Source organism: Xanthobacter tagetidis, assembly GCF_003667445.1.
GTDB classification, from domain to species: Bacteria; Pseudomonadota; Alphaproteobacteria; order Rhizobiales; family Xanthobacteraceae; genus Xanthobacter; species Xanthobacter tagetidis.
Map to the genome: position 1 here is coordinate 225121 of NZ_RCTF01000004.1, position 16155 is coordinate 241275.

Sequence of the window (16155 nt, forward strand, 5' to 3'; positions counted from 1 at the left end):
GCCGGCGTCAGTCTTCCGGTATTGTCGACGGTGGTGCGCCCGCGCCGCCGATCCCTGTTGCAACGTACGCTTGCGGATGGCACATGTGCCTTTCGCCTGCGTCTGCCTAGATGAAGAGCCATGCGAACGGTGCGCGCCTTCCCCTTGGATACTTCCCCCGCGTCGACGCAGAACCAGAAAGAGACCGGCGGCATGCGAACGCCTCACCGACGGGACATTTCCGCACGTCAGGACCTTATCGGCCGTGAATTGCGCGATCTGTTCGACGGCTACACCAGCGAGCAGGTGCCGGACGACCTGATGCGGCTCGCCGAACAACTCCAGTCCGCGTTCGAGCAGCGCGATGCCGCACCCCCGGCAGAGCCCGCCCCCGCCAAACCGTTGCGCGGCGAGCCCGAGGCCGACTGACGCGATCACCGGCGTGCCGGCCCCGCCGGCGCGCCGTCCCTGACGACGGGTGCATCAAGACGGCGGCGCCGGGTTCGAGCGCCGCCTTTCGTGTAATTTCGCCCCCTTCTCGCGCGGCGCCGCCGCGCGCCGCCGGCCGAACGATCCGGGGCCCGATCCGCGGATAACAGCGCCCCGGCAGGCCTGCCCTTAACCCCTTCGCAACGCCGCTCCGCCACGATGCCCGCCATGGCGCGCGGCGTATCCTTGTTTCTCGTAGCCTCGCTCGTCCTCATGGGGCTGCTCACCGGCTGTCGTTTCGATTTCGAAACGCGCGAGGCTTGGCGTGCCCAGGCGGAAGAGCAGTGCCTCGCCGAGAAGGGCGTGGTCGCTTCGGCCTTCATGGAGCCGCTCTCGGCGCTCAACGGCTCCGGTTCCTGCGGCATGGAGCATCCGTTCCAGGTGCACGCCTTCGCCGAAGGCAACGTGGTGCTGGAGCCCACCGGAAAGCTCTCCTGTCCCGTCATCCGCGAGACCGACCGCTGGATCGCCGAAGTGATCCAGCCTGCCGCCATGGCCTGGATGGGCCAGCCGGTGACCGCCATGCGCCACATGTCGGCCTATTCCTGCCGCGGCATGAACGGCGACCCCAACGCCAAAATCTCCGAGCATGCCTTCGGCAATGCGCTGGACATCGGCGCCTTCCGCTTCGCCGACGGGCGCTGGGTGACGGTGAAGGACGGCTGGCGCGGCCCCGCCGATGCCCGCGGCTTCCTGCTCCAGGTGCAGGCGGGCGCGTGCGAGCTGTTCACCACCGTGCTGGCGCCGGGCTCCAACATGTTCCACTACGACCACATCCATGTGGACCTGATGCGCCGCACCTCCGGGCGCGCCATCTGCAAGCCGGCGCCGCGCCCGCTGCCGGCGCCGCTGGTCGCCGTGAAGGCGCCGGAACCCGCGCAGTCCTATCCGCCGGTCGCCTATCCGCCGCCCGAGCCGGCGAGCCTGCGTCCGCCCTCCGCGCCGACGGCGCCCTACCCGGCGGCACCGGTCGCCGCACCGGAGGTGGCGCGCCAGCCGGCGCCGGACCCGGTGCCGCCCGGCGCACTTTACGGCGCGCCGGCGCGGACCGGACGCGATGTTCCGGCGCGCGGCCCCGTGCCACCTGGCAATCTTCCCCCGGGCAACCTGCCGCCGGGCTGGATCGTCGGGCCGGAGGGCCAGCGCCCGCCGCCCATGTCCTACGCGCCGGGCGACCACGGCCCCGCGACCACCGGCTCGGTCACCGGCCGCAAATACTACACCGCCCCCGTGCCCCAGGCCTCCACCATGCCCCTGCCCAAGGCCAAGCCGGGCGAGGATTGAGCCGCATGCCATGACCATGGAAACCGCCCTCTGCGCCGGCATCGACGGCTGTCGCGGCGGCTGGATCGTCGCCGCCTGGACTGGCGCCGGCCCCCTGTCCCTGACGCGCATCGCCGCGCTCGCCGACCTCTTTTCCGGCGACGACGCCCCGCGCATCGCCGCGATCGACATCCCCATCGGACTGCCGGAGCGCTCCGGGCCGCGCGGACGCGCCGCCGAGCGGCTGGTGCGCCCGCTGCTGGGCCGGCGGCAGTCCTCGGTGTTCTCGGTGCCCGCCCGAGCCGCGGTGGCAGCCGGGCTCGGCGCCGGCGATGAGGCGACGCGCTACCGCGCCGCCTGCGCCGCTGCCCGCGCCGCCTCCGATCCGCCGCGCGCGGTGGCCAAGCAGAGCTTCCACCTGTTCCCCAAGATCGCCGAGGCGGACGCGCTGCTGCGCGGGCGCGCGGACTTGCGGGACCGCCTGATCGAATGCCATCCGGAAGCCGCCTTCTGGGCCATGAACGGGCAGGCGGAGCTGACGCGCGCCAAGAAGGTGAAGGGCCGTCCCTGCCCGGACGGCCTGCGCCTGCGCATCGACCTCCTGGCGGCCGCTGGCCTTCCCACCGATGCGCTCTCAACGCAGACGGCCAATGCGCTCCGCGCGGGGCTCGACGACCTGGTGGACGCCTGCGCCTGCCTGTGGACCGCGCGCCGGGCCTTGGACGGCAAGGCCTTGCGCTTTCCCGATCCGCCGGAGAGGGACGCGTTCGGCCTGCCCATCGGCATCCACGCCTGAGGCAAAGCGGCCTTTAGTCGAATATCCCAGGGGGCGGCGCCCTTCCTATTGCGACAGCCCAAGCGACGCGCAAACCCGCATCAGCTTGGAGCCCCCATGCCGCACGACCGCATCCGCCTCGGCCAGCTACACGAGAAGATCGTCTCCGCGGAGGCGGCGGCGGACCTGATCCGCGACGGCATGATCGTCGGCATGAGCGGCTTCACCCGGGCCGGCGAGGCGAAGGCGGTGCCCCTGGCGCTCGCGGCGCGGGCCAAGGCGGCGCACGCGCTCAACGAGCCGCTGAAGATCACCCTCATCACCGGCGCCTCGCTGGGCAACGACCTCGACAAGCAGATGGCCGAGGCGCACCTGCTCTCGCGCCGCATCCCGTTCCAGTCCGATCCGGCGCTGCGCAAGGCGATCAATGCCGGCGAGGTGATGTTCGTGGACCAGCACCTCAGCGAGACGGTGGAGCACCTGCGCACCCACATGCTCGGACCGATCGACGTCGCGGTGATCGAGGCGGTGGGCATCACCGCCAATGGCGGCATCATCCCCACCACCTCGGTGGGCAATTCCGCCACCTTCGCCATCCTGGCGGAAAAGGTGATCGTCGAGATCAACCTCACCCAGCCGGCGGAGCTGGAGGGGCTGCACGACATCTACATCCCCACCCGCCGCCCGTTCCGCGAGCCGATCCCGGTGGTCACGCCGGAAAGCCGGGTGGGCCTGCCCTTCATCGCCATCCCGCCGGAGAAGATCGCCGCCATCGTCGTCTCCCGGAAGCTCGACAGCGCCTCCAACGTGCTGCCGCCGGACGGCGAGACCGCCGCCATCGCCGGCCACCTGATGCAGTTCCTGGAGCACGAGGTGCGGCGCGGCCGGCTCACCTCCCGCCTCCAGCCGCTCCAGGCGGGCATCGGCACCATCGCCAATGCGGTGATGCACGGCTTTATCGCGAGCCCGTTCCACGACCTGACCATGTATTCGGAGGTGCTGCAGGATTCGACCTTCGACCTGTTCGATGCCGGCAAGCTGAACTTCGCTTCCGGCTCCTCCATCACCCTGTCGAAGGCGAAGCACGACGCGGTGATGCCGCGGATCGCCGACTACAAGCCGCGCCTCATCCTGCGGCCGCAGGAGATCTCGAACCACCCGGAGATCATCCGCCGCCTCGGCATCATCGGCATCAACACGGCGCTGGAGTTCGACATCTACGGCAACGTGAATTCCACCCATGTGGGCGGCACGCAGATGATGAACGGCATCGGCGGCTCGGGCGACTTCGCGCGCAACGCCTATCTCTCGGTGTTCGTTACGAAGTCCATCGCCAAGGGCGGCGCGCTCTCCTCCGTGGTGCCCATGGTGAGCCATGTGGACCACACCGAACACGACGTGGACATCCTCATCACCGAGCAAGGGCTCGCGGACCTGCGCGAGCTGGCCCCGCGCGAGCGGGCGCGGCTCATCATCGCCCATTGCGTCCACCCGCTCTATCGCGACGCGCTGGAGGACTATGTGGCGCGTGCCGGCGCGCGCGGCGGCCACACGCCGCACGTGATCGAGGAGGCGCTCTCCTGGCATGTGCGGGCGCGCGAGACCGGCGCCATGCTGCCTGGCGCCGTCCGCGCGTCCGTCTGAGGCTCAGAGCTGGGCGAAGGCGCGCGGCGCGGGGCTCACGACCTGCACCGCGCCGCCCTTGATCTCCATGATCGCGAGGCCGCGCTCGATGGTGCCGTCGGCGCGGAAGCGGAACGTGCCCTCGACGCCCGAGAAGCCCGAGGGGCTGGAGAGCGCCGCCACCGTCACCCCGTCCGGCCCGGTGGCCCGCACCATGGCGGTGACGAGCGAGACCGCGTCGTAGGAGAGCGTCGCGGTGCGCACCGGCTCGGCGCCGAAGCGCGCCCGGAAGCGGTCGGAGAAGGCGTGCCAGCCGGAGAGGTCCGGCGCGGCGAACTGGGCGCCCTCGAACAGCGGATCGGCGAACAGGCGCTGGTCGTCCCACAGGCCGGTGCCGGCGAGCCGCAGGCGCTTCATGTCGACGCCGTTGGCGGAGAGCATCTGCACCATCTGCAGGGCCTGGTCCGGCGTATCGGGGATGAACAGCACGTCCGCCTGGGCGAGCGCGGGCGCGACGCGGCGCGCCACCTCGCCCATCTTGGCGCGGTCGGTGCCGAAGCGCTCCAGCACCGCCACCCGGCCGCCCGCGGCGGCCACCACCTGCTGAAGCGCGCCTTCCACCACGGTGCCATAGGCGCTCTCCGGCAGCAGCGCCGCCACCGAACGCCGGCCCTCGCCGGCCTCGAAGCGGATGATGCGCTCCACGTCGCCCGAGGGCAGGAAGCTCAGCAGGAAGACGCCGCCGCCGGCGACGTTCGCATCGGTGGAGAAGGCGATCATGGGAATGTTGAGCGGCCGCGCCACCTGCGCCGCCGCCGCCACCGAATGGGCGAACAGCGGGCCGATGACCACCTTCGCGCCCTCCGCCACCGCCGCCTCGGCGGCCATGCGCGCGCCCTGGGCGGTGCCGCCGTCGTCCTTCACGATCAGGCGGATGTCGGTTCCGCCCGCCTCGGCGACGGCAAGCTCCGCAGAATTCTTCATGGACTGGGCGACGATGCCCGCATTGCCCTGCGCGCCCAGCGGCAGAAGCAGCGCGACCACCGTGCCGCCCGCGCCGAGCTGCTGGGTGGTGGGCGGCGGCGCGGGCGTCACCTGCGGCGCGTCGCCGAGGTCGCCACCGGCGCAGGCCGAGAGCAGGCCGAGCGCGCCGAGGCTGCCACCGGTGCGCAACCACCGCACCAGGACCGCGCGCCGCGAGATATCGCCTTCCGCTACGGCGCGCGCCGTCCCGTGCCCGTCCTGCCTCAATGCCCGTCTCCCGCCGCCCGCGCCCCCGCACGGGATCGCCCCACCCCTTGCGGCGGCAATTTGACGAGGGGAAGGCAAAGGCACCGGGAAACCGCGCCGGCTCGGACATTTCCAATGCCGGCTGACGCCGCGCCGTTTCCCGGCCGCCCGGCTGGGTCTATGGTCGCCGCATGAGCGTCCCCTCTTCATCCTCCGCCCGCGCGGGCGAGGCGCCGAAAAGCTTCCTCATCGCCGGCGTGCGGGTTCCGGTGCCGCCTGTGGCGCCGGGCCTCCACGTGGTGGCGACGCCCATCGGCAACCTCGGCGATGTCAGCGTGCGCGCCCTGGAGACGCTGGCCGGCGCCGACGCCATCGCCTGCGAGGACACGCGCATCACACGCCGGCTGCTCGACCGCTACGGCATCGAGACCCAGCTGGTGCCCTATCACGACCATAACGGCGCCTCGGCGCGGCCGAAGCTGCTGGCGCGGCTGGAGCAGGGCGCGCGCCTCGCCCTCGTGTCGGACGCCGGCACGCCTTTGGTATCGGACCCCGGCTACAAGCTGGTGCTGGAGGCGCTGGAGGCGGGCCACAAGGTGCATCCGATACCCGGCGCCTCGGCGCTGCTGGCGGCGCTGGTGGCGGCGGGCCTGCCCACCGACTGCTTCCTGTTCGACGGCTTCCTGCCGCCCAAGGGCGGCCAGCGGCGCGCGCGCATCGCCGAGCTGGCGCGCATCCCGGCGAGCCTCGTCCTCTATGAGAGCGGCCCGCGCCTCGCCGAAAGCCTCGCGGATCTCGCCGCCGGCCTCGGCGCGCGGCCAGCGGCGGTGTGCCGCGAGCTGACCAAGGCGTTCGAGGAGGTGCGGCGCGGCGACCTCGACGCCCTCGCCGCGCACTATGCCGCGCGCGAGCCGCCCAAGGGCGAGATCGTGCTGGTGGTCGGCCCGCCGCGCGAGGCGGCGGCCGACGACGCGGCGGTGGACGCCGCGCTGCTGCGCGCTTTGTCGCAGGGGACGGTGAAGGACGCTGTGGCCGAGGTGGTGAACCTGACCGGCCGCCCCAAGCGCGAGGTCTATGCCCGCGCTTTGGCCTTGTCCGAGGCGCGCGCGCGCGACGGTGCCGACGACGACCCGGCCGAGGACGGCGGTGGCTGAGCCACCATCCGGCACCGAGAAGCGCCGCGCCGCATTCCGCAGCGGCCTCGCGGCGGAGGATCGCGCGGCCACGCTCCTGGAGGCGCGCGGGTTCGAGGTGCTGGGGCGGCGCGTGCGGACCAAGGCCGGCGAGATCGACCTCGTGGCCCGGCTCGGCGACCTGCTGGTGTTCTGCGAGGTGAAGCTGCGGGCCGGGCTGGACGACGCCGCCTTCGCCGTGCTGCCGCGCCAGCGCCGCCGCATCGCCGCCGCGGCCGAGGCGTATCTTGCCGCCCATCCGGAATATGACGGCATGAACCTGCGCTTCGACGCCGTGCTGCTGGCGCGCACCGGCGCCGCCGAGCATCTGCCGGGGGCGTTCGAGGCGGAGGGTTAGGACCGGCGCCGCGCCCGCCTCAGTGCGACCGGGCGAACATCTCGTTGAACGAATAGCCCGCCCCGCGCACGGTGCGGATCGGGTCGGACTGGCGGCCGCGGTTGATCGCCTTGCGCAGGCGGCCCACATGCACGTCCACCGTGCGCTCGTCGATATAGACGTCCTGGCCCCACACGCCGTCGAGCAGCTGTTCGCGGGAGAACACGCGGCCAGGGCTCTGCATGAGGAATTCCAGCAGCCGGAACTCGGTCGGGCCGAGATGCACCTCGCGGCCGGCGCGATGCACCCGGTGGGTCTCGCGGTCCAGTTCGATGTCGCCCGCACGCAGCAGGGTCGCCACGTGCTCCGGCTTGGCGCGGCGCAGCAGGGCGCGCACCCGCGCCAGCAGCTCGGGCACCGAGAAGGGCTTCACCACATAGTCGTCGGCGCCGGTGGCGAGGCCGCGCACGCGCTCCGTCTCCTCGCCGCGGGCGGTGAGCATGATGACCGGTAGGCGCTCGGTCTCCGGCCGGGTGCGCAGGCGCCGGCACAATTCGATGCCGGACAGGCCCGGCAGCATCCAGTCGAGGATGACGAGGTCCGGCACGCTCTCGCGCAGGCGCGTCTCCGCCTCGTCGCCACGGCCGACGCTCTCGACGCCGTATCCCTCCGACTCCAGGTTGTAGCGGAGCAGGAGGGTCAGGGGTTCCTCGTCCTCGACGATCAGGATATGCGCCGGCACGGATCTCTCATTCCACTGTCATCGACACATGCGCCGGAGCCGGACCGTCCGGCTCCGAACCGCGTAGGGAAGCGCCCGGCGGCCAGGCCGCCGGCGCGACCGGCGTCAGCCCTGGACAGTGCGTCCCGGGAAGGCCACCGTGGTCTCGCTGGAGGCGTCCGCCTTGGGGCGGCTCTCCGGCAGGTTCTGGCCGGTGACCATGTAGTAGACGATCTCCGCCACGTTGGTGGCATGGTCGCCGATGCGCTCGATGTTCTTGGCGCAGAACAGAAGATGCGTGCACACCGAGATGTTGCGCGGATCTTCCATCATATAGGTGAGAAGCTCGCGGAACAGCGAAGTGTACATGGTGTCGATGGCACCGTCGCGGCCCCACACCTCGACTGCCTTGGTCTCGTTGTGGCCGGCATAAGCGTCGAGCACCTCCTTGAGCTGCTCCAGCACCAGGTCGGAGATGTGCTCCACGCCGCGCACCAGCTTCTGCGGGTGGTATTCGCCCTCGATGGCGATCACGCGCTTGGCGACGTTCTTGGCGAGGTCGCCGATGCGCTCCAGATCGTTGGCGATGCGGATCGAGGACACCACCTCGCGCAGGTCGCCGGCGACCGGCTGGCGCTTGGCGATGACCAGGATGGCCTTCTCCTCGATCTCGCGCTGCATCTGGTCGCAGGTGGCGTCCAGGAGCACCACGCGCTGCGCCAGAGCGGCGTCGCGGCGGATGAGGGAGGTGACGCTGTCGGCCACCAGGCGCTCGGCCTGGCCGCCCATCTCGACCACCTTGCGGCCCAGCTCCTTGAGCTCGGCATCGAAGGAGGAAACGGTATGCTCGGGCATCTCGATGTTCCTTGCGCGCTCAGCCGAAGCGGCCGGTGATGTAGTCGCGGGTCTTGATCTCCTTCGGATTGGTGAAGATCACGTCCGAAGGCGCCACCTCGATCAGCTCGCCGAGATAGAAGAAGGCGGTGATGTCCGCGCAGCGCGCCGCCTGCTGCATGTTGTGGGTGACGATGACGATGGTGAACTCGCGCTTCAGCTCGTCGATCAGGTCTTCGATCTTCGAGGTGGAGATCGGGTCCAGCGCCGAGGTCGGCTCGTCGAGCAGGATCACCTCCGGCTTCACCGCGATGGTGCGGGCGATGCACAGGCGCTGCTGCTGGCCGCCGGACATGCCGAGCGCCGAGGTATGCAGGCGGTCCTTGGTCTCGTCCCAGATGGCGGCTTTGCGCAGGCACCATTCCACGCGCTCGTCCATCTGCGCCTTGTTCAGCCTCTCGTGCAGCTTCACGCCAAACGCGATGTTGTCGTAGATGGTCATCGGGAACGGGGTGGGCTTCTGGAACACCATGCCGATGCGCGTGCGCACGATGGTGGCGTCGAGCTCCTTGCCGACGATGTTCACGCCGTCGAAGCCCACCATCCCCTCGGCGCGCTGGCCGGGATAGAGGTCGTACATGCGGTTGAACACACGCAGCAGCGTGGACTTGCCGCAGCCCGACGGGCCGATCATAGCGGTCACACGCTTCTCGGGAATCTCGAAGTTGATGTTCTTCAGGGCATGGTTCTGCCCGTAGTAGAAATTGAGGTTCTCGACCTTGATCTTGGCGGGCGCCTGCGGAGCGTCGGGCTTGGCGGCGACGGCCGAGGCGAGATTGAAGGTGGGATCGACGGCAGAGTTCATCTGAGCCTCATTTTGATCCTGAAGCGCCCGGCATGCATCCCGGCCGCGGGCCATTTCGTAGGTGGCGCTCCGGGGCGGCGCCGCTCGCGGGCGCCCAGCCCCGGTGCGGGGCTATTTCGTGCGCGCCAGGAACAGGCGGGCGAGAATGTTGAGCACCAGCACGCCCACCGTGATGATGAGCGCACCCGCCCAGGCGAGCGCCACCCAGTCGTCGAACGGGCTGCCGGCATACTGGTAGATCGCGATCGGCAGGCTGGCCATGGGCTTGGAAAGGTCCAGCGACCAGGAATTGTTGCCGAGCGAGGTGAAGAGCAGCGGCGCCGTCTCGCCCGCCGCGCGGGCGATGGCAAGCAGGACGCCGGTGACGATGCCCGCCTTGGCGGCGCGCCAGGTGATGAACATCACCACCTTCCACTGCGGCGCACCGAGCGCGAAGGCCGCCTCGCGCAGGCCCACGGGCACGAGGTTCAGCATGTCCTCGGTCGTGCGCACCACCACCGGGATCACGAGGATCGCCAGCGCCAGCGCGCCGGCCCAGCCCGAGAAGCCGCCGAACGGGACCACCAGGAAGCCGTAGATGAACAGGCCCACCAGGATGGACGGCGCGGAGAGCAGGATGTCGTTCACGAAGCGGGCGGCGGCGCCGATCCTCGTCCCCTTGCCGTTCTCCGCCAGGAAGGTGCCGGCGAAGATGCCGATCGGGCCGCCGATGGCCATGGCGATGACGATCTGGATCAGCGAGCCGACGATGGCGTTGGCGAGGCCGCCATTCTGGCCGGGCGGCGCGGTTACGTTGGTGAACACACCGAGGCTGAGGGCCGGCAGTCCGCGGGCGAGCAGGGTCCACAGGATCCAGGCGAGGAGGAAGATGGCGAACACCGCGAACACGGTGGAGATCGCCTTGATGGTGGTGTCCTTGGCGCGGCGCGCGGCGAGAGAGGCCATGGTGCTTGCTCCCCTCAGTCGAGCCGCGAGCGCACGAGCGCACGGGACAGGGCCAGGACGATGAACGAGATGACGAACAGGATGAAGCCGAGCTGCAGCAGCGAGGTCAGCTTCAGCGAGCCGATCGGCGCCTCCGGGAACTCGTTGGCGATGGTGGACGCGATGGTGGCGCCCGGCGCGAACAGCGAGGCCGACAGGCGCGTCGCGTTGCCGATCACGAAGGTGACGGCCATGGTCTCGCCGAGCGCGCGGCCGAGGCCGAGCATGATGGCGCCCACCATGGCGGTGCGGCCGTAGGGGATGGAGACGTTCTTGTAGACCTCGTAGGTGGTGCCCCCGACGCCGTAGGCCGATTCCTTCAGCATGGGCGGGACCGATTCCAGGGTCTCGACGAACATGGCCGTGATGAAGGGCAGGATCATCACCGCGAGGATCAGGCCGGCGGTGAGCATGCCCGAACCCAGGGGCGGGCCGGAGAACAGCAGGCCGAGGATAGGCACCTGGCCGAGCGTCTCGATCAGCGGCGGCTGCACATAGGCCGCCATCAGCGGGACGATGACGAAGAAGCCCCACATGCCGTAGATGATCGAGGGCACGGCGGCGAGCAGCTGCACCGCGACGCCGATCGGGCGCTTGAACGCCTGGGGGCAGATCTCGGTGAGGAAGAAGGCGATGCCGAACGAGAGGGGCAGCGCCACCACGACCGCGATCACGGCGCTGAACAGCGTGCCGTAGATCATGACCAGGGCGCCGTAATTCTCGGTCACCGGGTTCCAGTTGGCGGTCCAGATGAAGTCGAGACCGAAGTGCTGGAGCGCGGGCAACCCGCCCATGAAGAGCTGGGCGATGATCAGGCCGAGCAGCAGCAGGACGAAGATGCCGCTCGCCCACAAGAGGGCGATGAAGATCGGATCGGAGACCGCGCCGGTCGCCTTGGCCTTGGTGATCGGCTCGATCTGGCCGCCCCCCCTGGTGTCCATCGTCGCGTCCATTCCGCTGCCCTTCCCCCGCGTGCCGCGCCAGGCGGCTGAAGTGTCCGGGTCGGCGGCCCGTGGCCAACCGTCGCCCATCCACGCCCCAAATCAATCGAAAGCGTCAGTCAGATGTATCGGCGAGCCGGGATGAACGCGGCCCGGTTGTCCCTGCGCGCTCCGGCCGGGCCGGAGGCGGTGGGCGCCCCGCCCGGAGGGGTGAGGCGCCGCAACCTTTCCGATCAGAGGACCGGCTTGCCGTCCGGGGTCTTGATCTCGGCCTTGAAGGCCTCCTCGACCTGCTTCACCACGTCCGCCGGCAGCGGGATGTAGTGCAGCTTCTCGGCGATCTCGGCGCCTTCCTTGGTGTACGCCCACAGGAAGAACTTCATGGTCTCGCGCGAGGCCTCGATGTTCTTCGGGTCCTTCGGGAGGAGCACGTAGGTCGGGGAGACGATCGGCCAGGCATTCTCGGCCGGGGCGTTGATCATGGAGGCGGCGAAGTCCTTGGCGCCCTTCCAGTCGGCGGAAGCGGCGGCGGCCTGGAAGCCGGCGACCTCGGGGGCCACGAACTTGCCGGCCTTGTTCTGGAGCTGCGTCACCACCAGGTTGTTGGCGGAGGCGTAGATGTACTCGACGTAGCCGATGCCGCCCTTGGTGTTCTTGACGGTGCCGGTGACGCCCTCATTGCCCTTGGCGCCGGCGCCGACGGGCCACTGGACCGAGGTGGCGGAGCCGACCTTGGACTTCCAGTCCGCGCTCACCTCGTTGAGGTAGCCGGTGAAGATGGCGGTGGTGCCCGACGAATCGGAGCGGTACACCGGCACGACCGCCTGCGAGGGCAGCTTGATGTCGGGGTTCAGCTTGGTGATCGCGGCGTCGTCCCACTTGGTGATCTTGCCGAGATAGATGTCGGCGAGGATCGCGCCGGTGAGCTTCAGCTTCTTGGTCTCGACGCCTTCGAGGTTCACGGTGGCGACCACCGAGCCGATCACGGTCGGGAACTGGAGCAGCTTGGCGGAGGCGAGCTTCTCGCTCGGCATCACGGCGTCGGAGGCGCCGAAGTCCACGGTGCGGTTGATGATCTGGTTCTGACCGCCGCCCGAGCCGATGGACTGGTAGTTCAGGGCGTTGCCGGTCTTCTCCTTATACTTGGCACCCCAGGATTGGTAGACCGGGGCGGGGAAGGAGGCGCCAGCGCCGTTGAAGTCGACGGCCTGGGCGGAGCCGGCCATGAGGGTGGCCACGGCGATCGCGCCGAGAGCGGTGGTGAGCTTCACGATTTGTCTCCTTGCCAATTTCGCAGCGCCCCTGCGGCCCGGTGGCCGCGACGCAACATTGGGCCGGGGAGTCATAGTCCCCGCGCGCCAAGGTTCTATGACGCGTCAGTGACATCGAGATGACAGGTCAAGCCACTGGAAATTCTTCGCTTTTTTCCTTCTCCGGCAAAGCGTCCAGGCGCACTGCGAAAATCGACCCTTCGCCGGGCACGCTGTCAATGCTGAGGCGGCCCCGGTGCCGCACCACGATGTGCTTGACGATGGCGAGCCCGAGGCCGGTACCCCCCTGCTCCCGGCTGGCCGCCACGTCCACCCGGTAGAAGCGCTCGGTGAGGCGCGGCAGGTCCTCGGCTGGGATGCCGGGGCCGTAGTCCCGCACAGCCACCACGGCGGACGGCGCCGCCGCCGGTCCCTCCAGAGCGAGGCTCACCGTCACCTTCTTCCCATCGGCGCCGTACTTGAGCGCGTTCTCCACCAGGTTCTCGAACAGGCGGATCAGCTCGTCGCGGTCGCCGCGCACGCTTACAGGCGCCTCCTGCGCCAGCTCGATGGCGACGCCGCGATCCTTCGCCAGCGGGGAGAGCGTGTCGCGCACATGGGCGAGGATGGCGCCCAGCTCCACCGGCGTCTCCGGCCGCACATGGGCGTTCAGCTCGATGCGCGAGAGCGAGAGCAGGTCATCGATCAGGCGCGACATGCGGCGCGCCTGCGCCGCCATGATGGCGAGGAAGCGCTCGCGCGCCGGCGGATCGTTGCGCGCCGGGCCCTGCAGCGTCTCGATGAAGCCGGAGAGCGAGGCCAGCGGCGTGCGCAGCTCGTGGCTGGCATTGGCGACGAAGTCGGCGCGCATCTGCTCCACCCGGCGCTGCTGGGTGAGGTCGCGGAAGGTGAGCAGCACCGCGTCGGGCCCGCCGCGCGCCTCGGCGAGGGGTTCGAGGTGCAGGGGCACCACATGGGCCTCCAGCCACCGGTCGAGCGGCACGCGCTCGGCGAATTCCACGCGGCGCGGCAGGCCGTCCTTGGCGGCGGCGCGCACCGCGTCCAGCACCTCCGGCACCCGCACCAGGAAGGACAGGGGGTCGCCCGGGCGCGCCGGGCCGATGGCGAGCGCGACGCGGGCATTGGCGGTGACAATCTCGCCTTCCGGCGTCAGCAGCAGCGCCGGCTCAGGCAGCGCCGCGACCAGCGCCTCCACGCGCCGGTCGCGCACCGCGGGCACCTCGGCCGGCAGCAGCGGCTCGAACACAGGCGGGCTGGCAGGCGGGGGCGGCGCGGCCGGCGCAAACACCGCGAGCGCCACCAGCACCGCGCCCATGGCGAGCGCCAGCACCGGGTTCATGAGTTCGAGGCCGATGCCGAGCGCGCACAGGAGCGCCAGCGCGAACAGGCCGAGGGCGGGCGCGCGCCGGCCCGCCTGCTCACCGGTAAGAAGGGACAGAAGCCGCTTCATGGTCCATTTCGCTCCCGCCGGCCCGGTTCCCCCGGCCGGTGTCGATCCCCGCGTCGTGCGCGATTCGCGCCTCGGCCGGTCCCGCGCGAATCGCGGCGCGGGCCTTGACCGGCCATGCTGGTGCGCCTTGGCGAAGCCATTACGACAAAGCCGCCGCGGCGCCAAACCCGGCCGCACCTGACAGCCCGGAAACCGGATGTGATCTCGCCTCGGCCCGCGAAGGGATGATCGGGCGCCGTCATCTGCTATGAACGTGCCGATCCAAGGAAGAGGACCCATGCCCCTGTCCGCGCCCTTCTCGACCGCTCCCGTCCTGCCGACCCGCGGCGTTGCGGCGCTCGCCGGCGCCGTGCTTTCGGCGGCGGCCGCCTGCGGTCCGGCTCTGGCGGACCCGCTGCCCATGCCGAGCGTCGACTTCGCGCTCACCGCCTCCCTGAAGCGGGGCGGCACGCTGAAGCTCGCCCACAGCCAGTCGCGCATGCGGGTGGAGATGACCAATCCCAACCTGCCGACGCCGATCCTCGGCCTGATCGACCTCAACGCCCGCAGGATGGTGATGATGCTCCCCAACGTGCCGAACATGGCGATGGAGATCGACATCCCCAAGGAGTATTCGGTCGGCGCGCTCGCCGGCAGCGGTACCAAGGTCGGCCAGTCGCAGGCCGCGGGCGAGAGCTGCGACGTGTGGGAGGTGGACCCGCAGGCCAACCTGACCAGCGCCACCACCTTCGCCTGCATCACCGCCGACGGCATCGCCCTGCGCACCGAGGTGGAGATCGAGGGCAAGAAGTCCACCGTCTACGAGGTGACGGAACTCACCCGCGCGCCGCAGGACCCGAGCCAGTTCGCATTGCCGCCCGGCGCCCAGGTGGTGAAGGTGCCCAAGGGCAAGCTGGGCAGCGCCCTCGGCATCCCCGGCCTCGGCGGCCTCGGCGGCGGCGGCATCACCCTGCCCCGCTGACCGGCAGAACCTGGACCGCGGCCTATTTGGCAGCGGCGCCGGCCTTGGCGACCGGGGCCGTTGCGGATTTGACCGGCTTGGAGGCCGGCGGCTCGTCGCGCACCGGCGGAGCGTCGGGAGCCGGCGGCGCCGCATCCGCCCCCAGCGCCACGGTCGGTGCTCCCACTCCGCGCAGGGTCAGCTCGCGGATGCCGAGCAGGGTCAGCGAGAGGGCGAACGGCACGATGTAGTAGAACAGCCGGAAGATCAGCAGCGCGCCCACGAGCTCGCCCTTGTCGAACTGCGGCAGCGCCACGAGCAGCGCCGCGTCGAACACGCCGAGCCCGCCCGGCGCATGGCTCGCGAAGCCGAGCAGCGTGGCGGTGACGAAGATCACCGCCAGCGAGATCGGATCGATATAGGGCGTCGCGGGCATCAGCATGTACATGGCCGCCGCGCACAGCGACAGATCGAGGATGCCGATGCCAATCTGCACCAGGGTGGTGCGCCCCTTGGGCAGCGTCACGAACCAGGACGAGCGGCCGATGGTGCGCGGCTTCACGGACACCCAGGCTACATAGGCCACGAGCCCGCACAAGGCGGCGATGCCGATGGCGCGGTTGATCGTCGGCGGCAGCCGGTCCACCGCCGTCGCCGCCTCCGGGTGCAGCGTGATGCCGAGGCCGAGCACGGCGATGTTGCCGAGCCAGAAGGTGAGGCCGGCGATGAAGCAGATCTTCGCCACGTCGATGGCGCCGAGCCCCCAGGCGGAATAGATGCGGTAGCGCACCGAGCCGCCGGTGAAGACCGTGAAGCCCACATTGTGGCCGATGGAATAGGAGCAGAAGCCCGACAGCGCGGCGATGCGGTAGGGCACGTGGTCCTTGCCGATGGTGCGCAGGGCGAACCAGTCGTAGAAGGTGAGCGTCACATAGGCGCCGGCGACCAGGAAGAAGGCGGCGACCACGTGCGCCGGGTTCTTCTCCTTCAGCGCGTCGGTCACGTCCGACAACTTGAGGTCGTGCAGCATGTTGTAGAGCACGGTCGCCGCGAAGGCGATGATGGCCAGGCTGGCGATGAACCCCAGGCCGTGCAGGCCGACGCGATCACGCAGGAAGGCCCACGCCTTCGCAACTCCCTCTTTCAGTCCCATGCGCCACCGTTCCCCCGCAGAGCGCGACCCCTCCCCGCCTCAGCCCCGCAACGGGCCCTGCGTGTCCGGATCGCCCTCGAACCCCACTGTTTGGGACGTCGCCTCGTGAGAGGTGCGTCCATTGCCGC

16 protein-coding genes are annotated in these 16155 nt (G+C 70.3%); 7 read left to right on the forward strand and 9 right to left on the reverse strand.

Annotated features, from left to right (window positions below):
• Nucleotides 1–120 precede the first annotated feature (120 nt).
• The 4 genes from D9R14_RS07065 to scpC all read left to right on the forward strand — a co-directional run bounded on the left by D9R14_RS07065 (nt 121) and on the right by scpC (nt 4150).
• Nucleotides 121–408, forward strand: a complete 288-nt coding sequence (locus D9R14_RS07065; RefSeq protein WP_121622611.1) for a hypothetical protein — start codon at nt 121–123, stop codon at nt 406–408.
• A 246-nt stretch (nt 409–654) separates the two neighbouring features.
• A complete protein-coding gene (locus tag D9R14_RS07070) occupies nt 655–1752 on the forward strand; it encodes an extensin-like domain-containing protein (protein WP_245420612.1) in 1098 nt (365 codons plus the stop codon).
• Between the two features lie 10 nt (nt 1753–1762).
• Nucleotides 1763–2527, forward strand: a complete 765-nt coding sequence (locus D9R14_RS07075; RefSeq protein WP_245420614.1) for a DUF429 domain-containing protein — start codon at nt 1763–1765, stop codon at nt 2525–2527.
• Between the two features lie 96 nt (nt 2528–2623).
• Nucleotides 2624–4150, forward strand: coding sequence for a succinyl-CoA:acetate CoA-transferase ScpC (gene scpC / locus D9R14_RS07080; RefSeq protein ID WP_121622613.1), 1527 nt, complete (start codon nt 2624–2626; stop codon nt 4148–4150).
• A gap of 3 nt (nt 4151–4153) precedes the next feature.
• On the opposite strand, the gene D9R14_RS07085 is transcribed toward scpC, so the two are convergent.
• Nucleotides 4154–5311, reverse strand: coding sequence for a penicillin-binding protein activator (locus D9R14_RS07085; RefSeq protein WP_245420616.1), 1158 nt, complete (start codon nt 5309–5311; stop codon nt 4154–4156).
• 239 nt (nt 5312–5550) lie between these two features.
• Here D9R14_RS07085 and rsmI point away from each other — a divergent pair, with 239 nt between their 5' ends.
• On the forward strand, nt 5551–6513 hold the full coding sequence (gene rsmI / locus D9R14_RS07090; RefSeq protein ID WP_121622615.1) for a 16S rRNA (cytidine(1402)-2'-O)-methyltransferase: 963 nt from the start codon (nt 5551–5553) through the stop codon (nt 6511–6513).
• Nucleotides 6506–6889, forward strand: coding sequence for a YraN family protein (locus D9R14_RS07095; protein ID WP_245420618.1), 384 nt, complete (start codon nt 6506–6508; stop codon nt 6887–6889). Before rsmI ends, D9R14_RS07095 begins: the two co-directional genes overlap by 8 nt.
• 19 nt (nt 6890–6908) lie before the next feature.
• Here D9R14_RS07095 and phoB read toward each other — a convergent pair whose 3' ends face one another.
• The 7 genes from phoB to D9R14_RS07130 all read right to left on the reverse strand — a co-directional run bounded on the left by phoB (nt 6909) and on the right by D9R14_RS07130 (nt 13934).
• Entirely contained in the window at nt 6909–7610 is a 702-nt protein-coding gene (phoB, locus tag D9R14_RS07100; protein WP_011995880.1) for a phosphate regulon transcriptional regulator PhoB, read from the reverse strand.
• A 105-nt stretch (nt 7611–7715) separates the two neighbouring features.
• Nucleotides 7716–8444, reverse strand: a complete 729-nt coding sequence (gene phoU, locus D9R14_RS07105; RefSeq protein WP_121622617.1) for a phosphate signaling complex protein PhoU — start codon at nt 8442–8444, stop codon at nt 7716–7718.
• A gap of 19 nt (nt 8445–8463) precedes the next feature.
• The gene (gene pstB, locus D9R14_RS07110) at nt 8464–9288 is read right to left on the reverse strand and encodes a phosphate ABC transporter ATP-binding protein PstB (protein WP_121622618.1); all 825 of its coding nucleotides are present in this window, start codon (nt 9286–9288) and stop codon (nt 8464–8466) included.
• 111 nt (nt 9289–9399) lie between these two features.
• Nucleotides 9400–10233: a phosphate ABC transporter permease PstA gene (gene pstA, locus D9R14_RS07115; protein ID WP_121622619.1), complete on the reverse strand. Its 834-nt coding sequence runs from the start codon at nt 10231–10233 to the stop codon at nt 9400–9402.
• Nucleotides 10234–10247: 14 nt separating this feature from the next.
• Nucleotides 10248–11225 carry a phosphate ABC transporter permease subunit PstC gene (gene pstC / locus D9R14_RS07120; RefSeq protein WP_121622620.1) on the reverse strand — a complete coding sequence of 326 codons (978 nt, stop codon included), beginning with the start codon at nt 11223–11225 and terminating at the stop codon, nt 10248–10250.
• A gap of 221 nt (nt 11226–11446) precedes the next feature.
• On the reverse strand, nt 11447–12484 hold the full coding sequence (gene pstS, locus D9R14_RS07125; RefSeq protein WP_281041995.1) for a phosphate ABC transporter substrate-binding protein PstS: 1038 nt from the start codon (nt 12482–12484) through the stop codon (nt 11447–11449).
• Between the two features lie 127 nt (nt 12485–12611).
• Entirely contained in the window at nt 12612–13934 is a 1323-nt protein-coding gene (locus D9R14_RS07130) for an ATP-binding protein (protein WP_121622622.1), read from the reverse strand.
• Between the two features lie 277 nt (nt 13935–14211).
• Here D9R14_RS07130 and D9R14_RS07135 point away from each other — a divergent pair, with 277 nt between their 5' ends.
• Nucleotides 14212–14895 (forward strand): hypothetical protein, encoded by a 684-nt coding sequence (locus D9R14_RS07135; RefSeq protein WP_121622623.1) that lies wholly within the window; start codon nt 14212–14214, stop codon nt 14893–14895.
• Between the two features lie 22 nt (nt 14896–14917).
• On the opposite strand, the gene D9R14_RS07140 is transcribed toward D9R14_RS07135, so the two are convergent.
• Nucleotides 14918–16027 carry a putative bifunctional lysylphosphatidylglycerol flippase/synthetase gene (locus tag D9R14_RS07140; protein ID WP_121622624.1) on the reverse strand — a complete coding sequence of 370 codons (1110 nt, stop codon included), beginning with the start codon at nt 16025–16027 and terminating at the stop codon, nt 14918–14920.
• Nucleotides 16028–16155 lie beyond the last annotated feature (128 nt).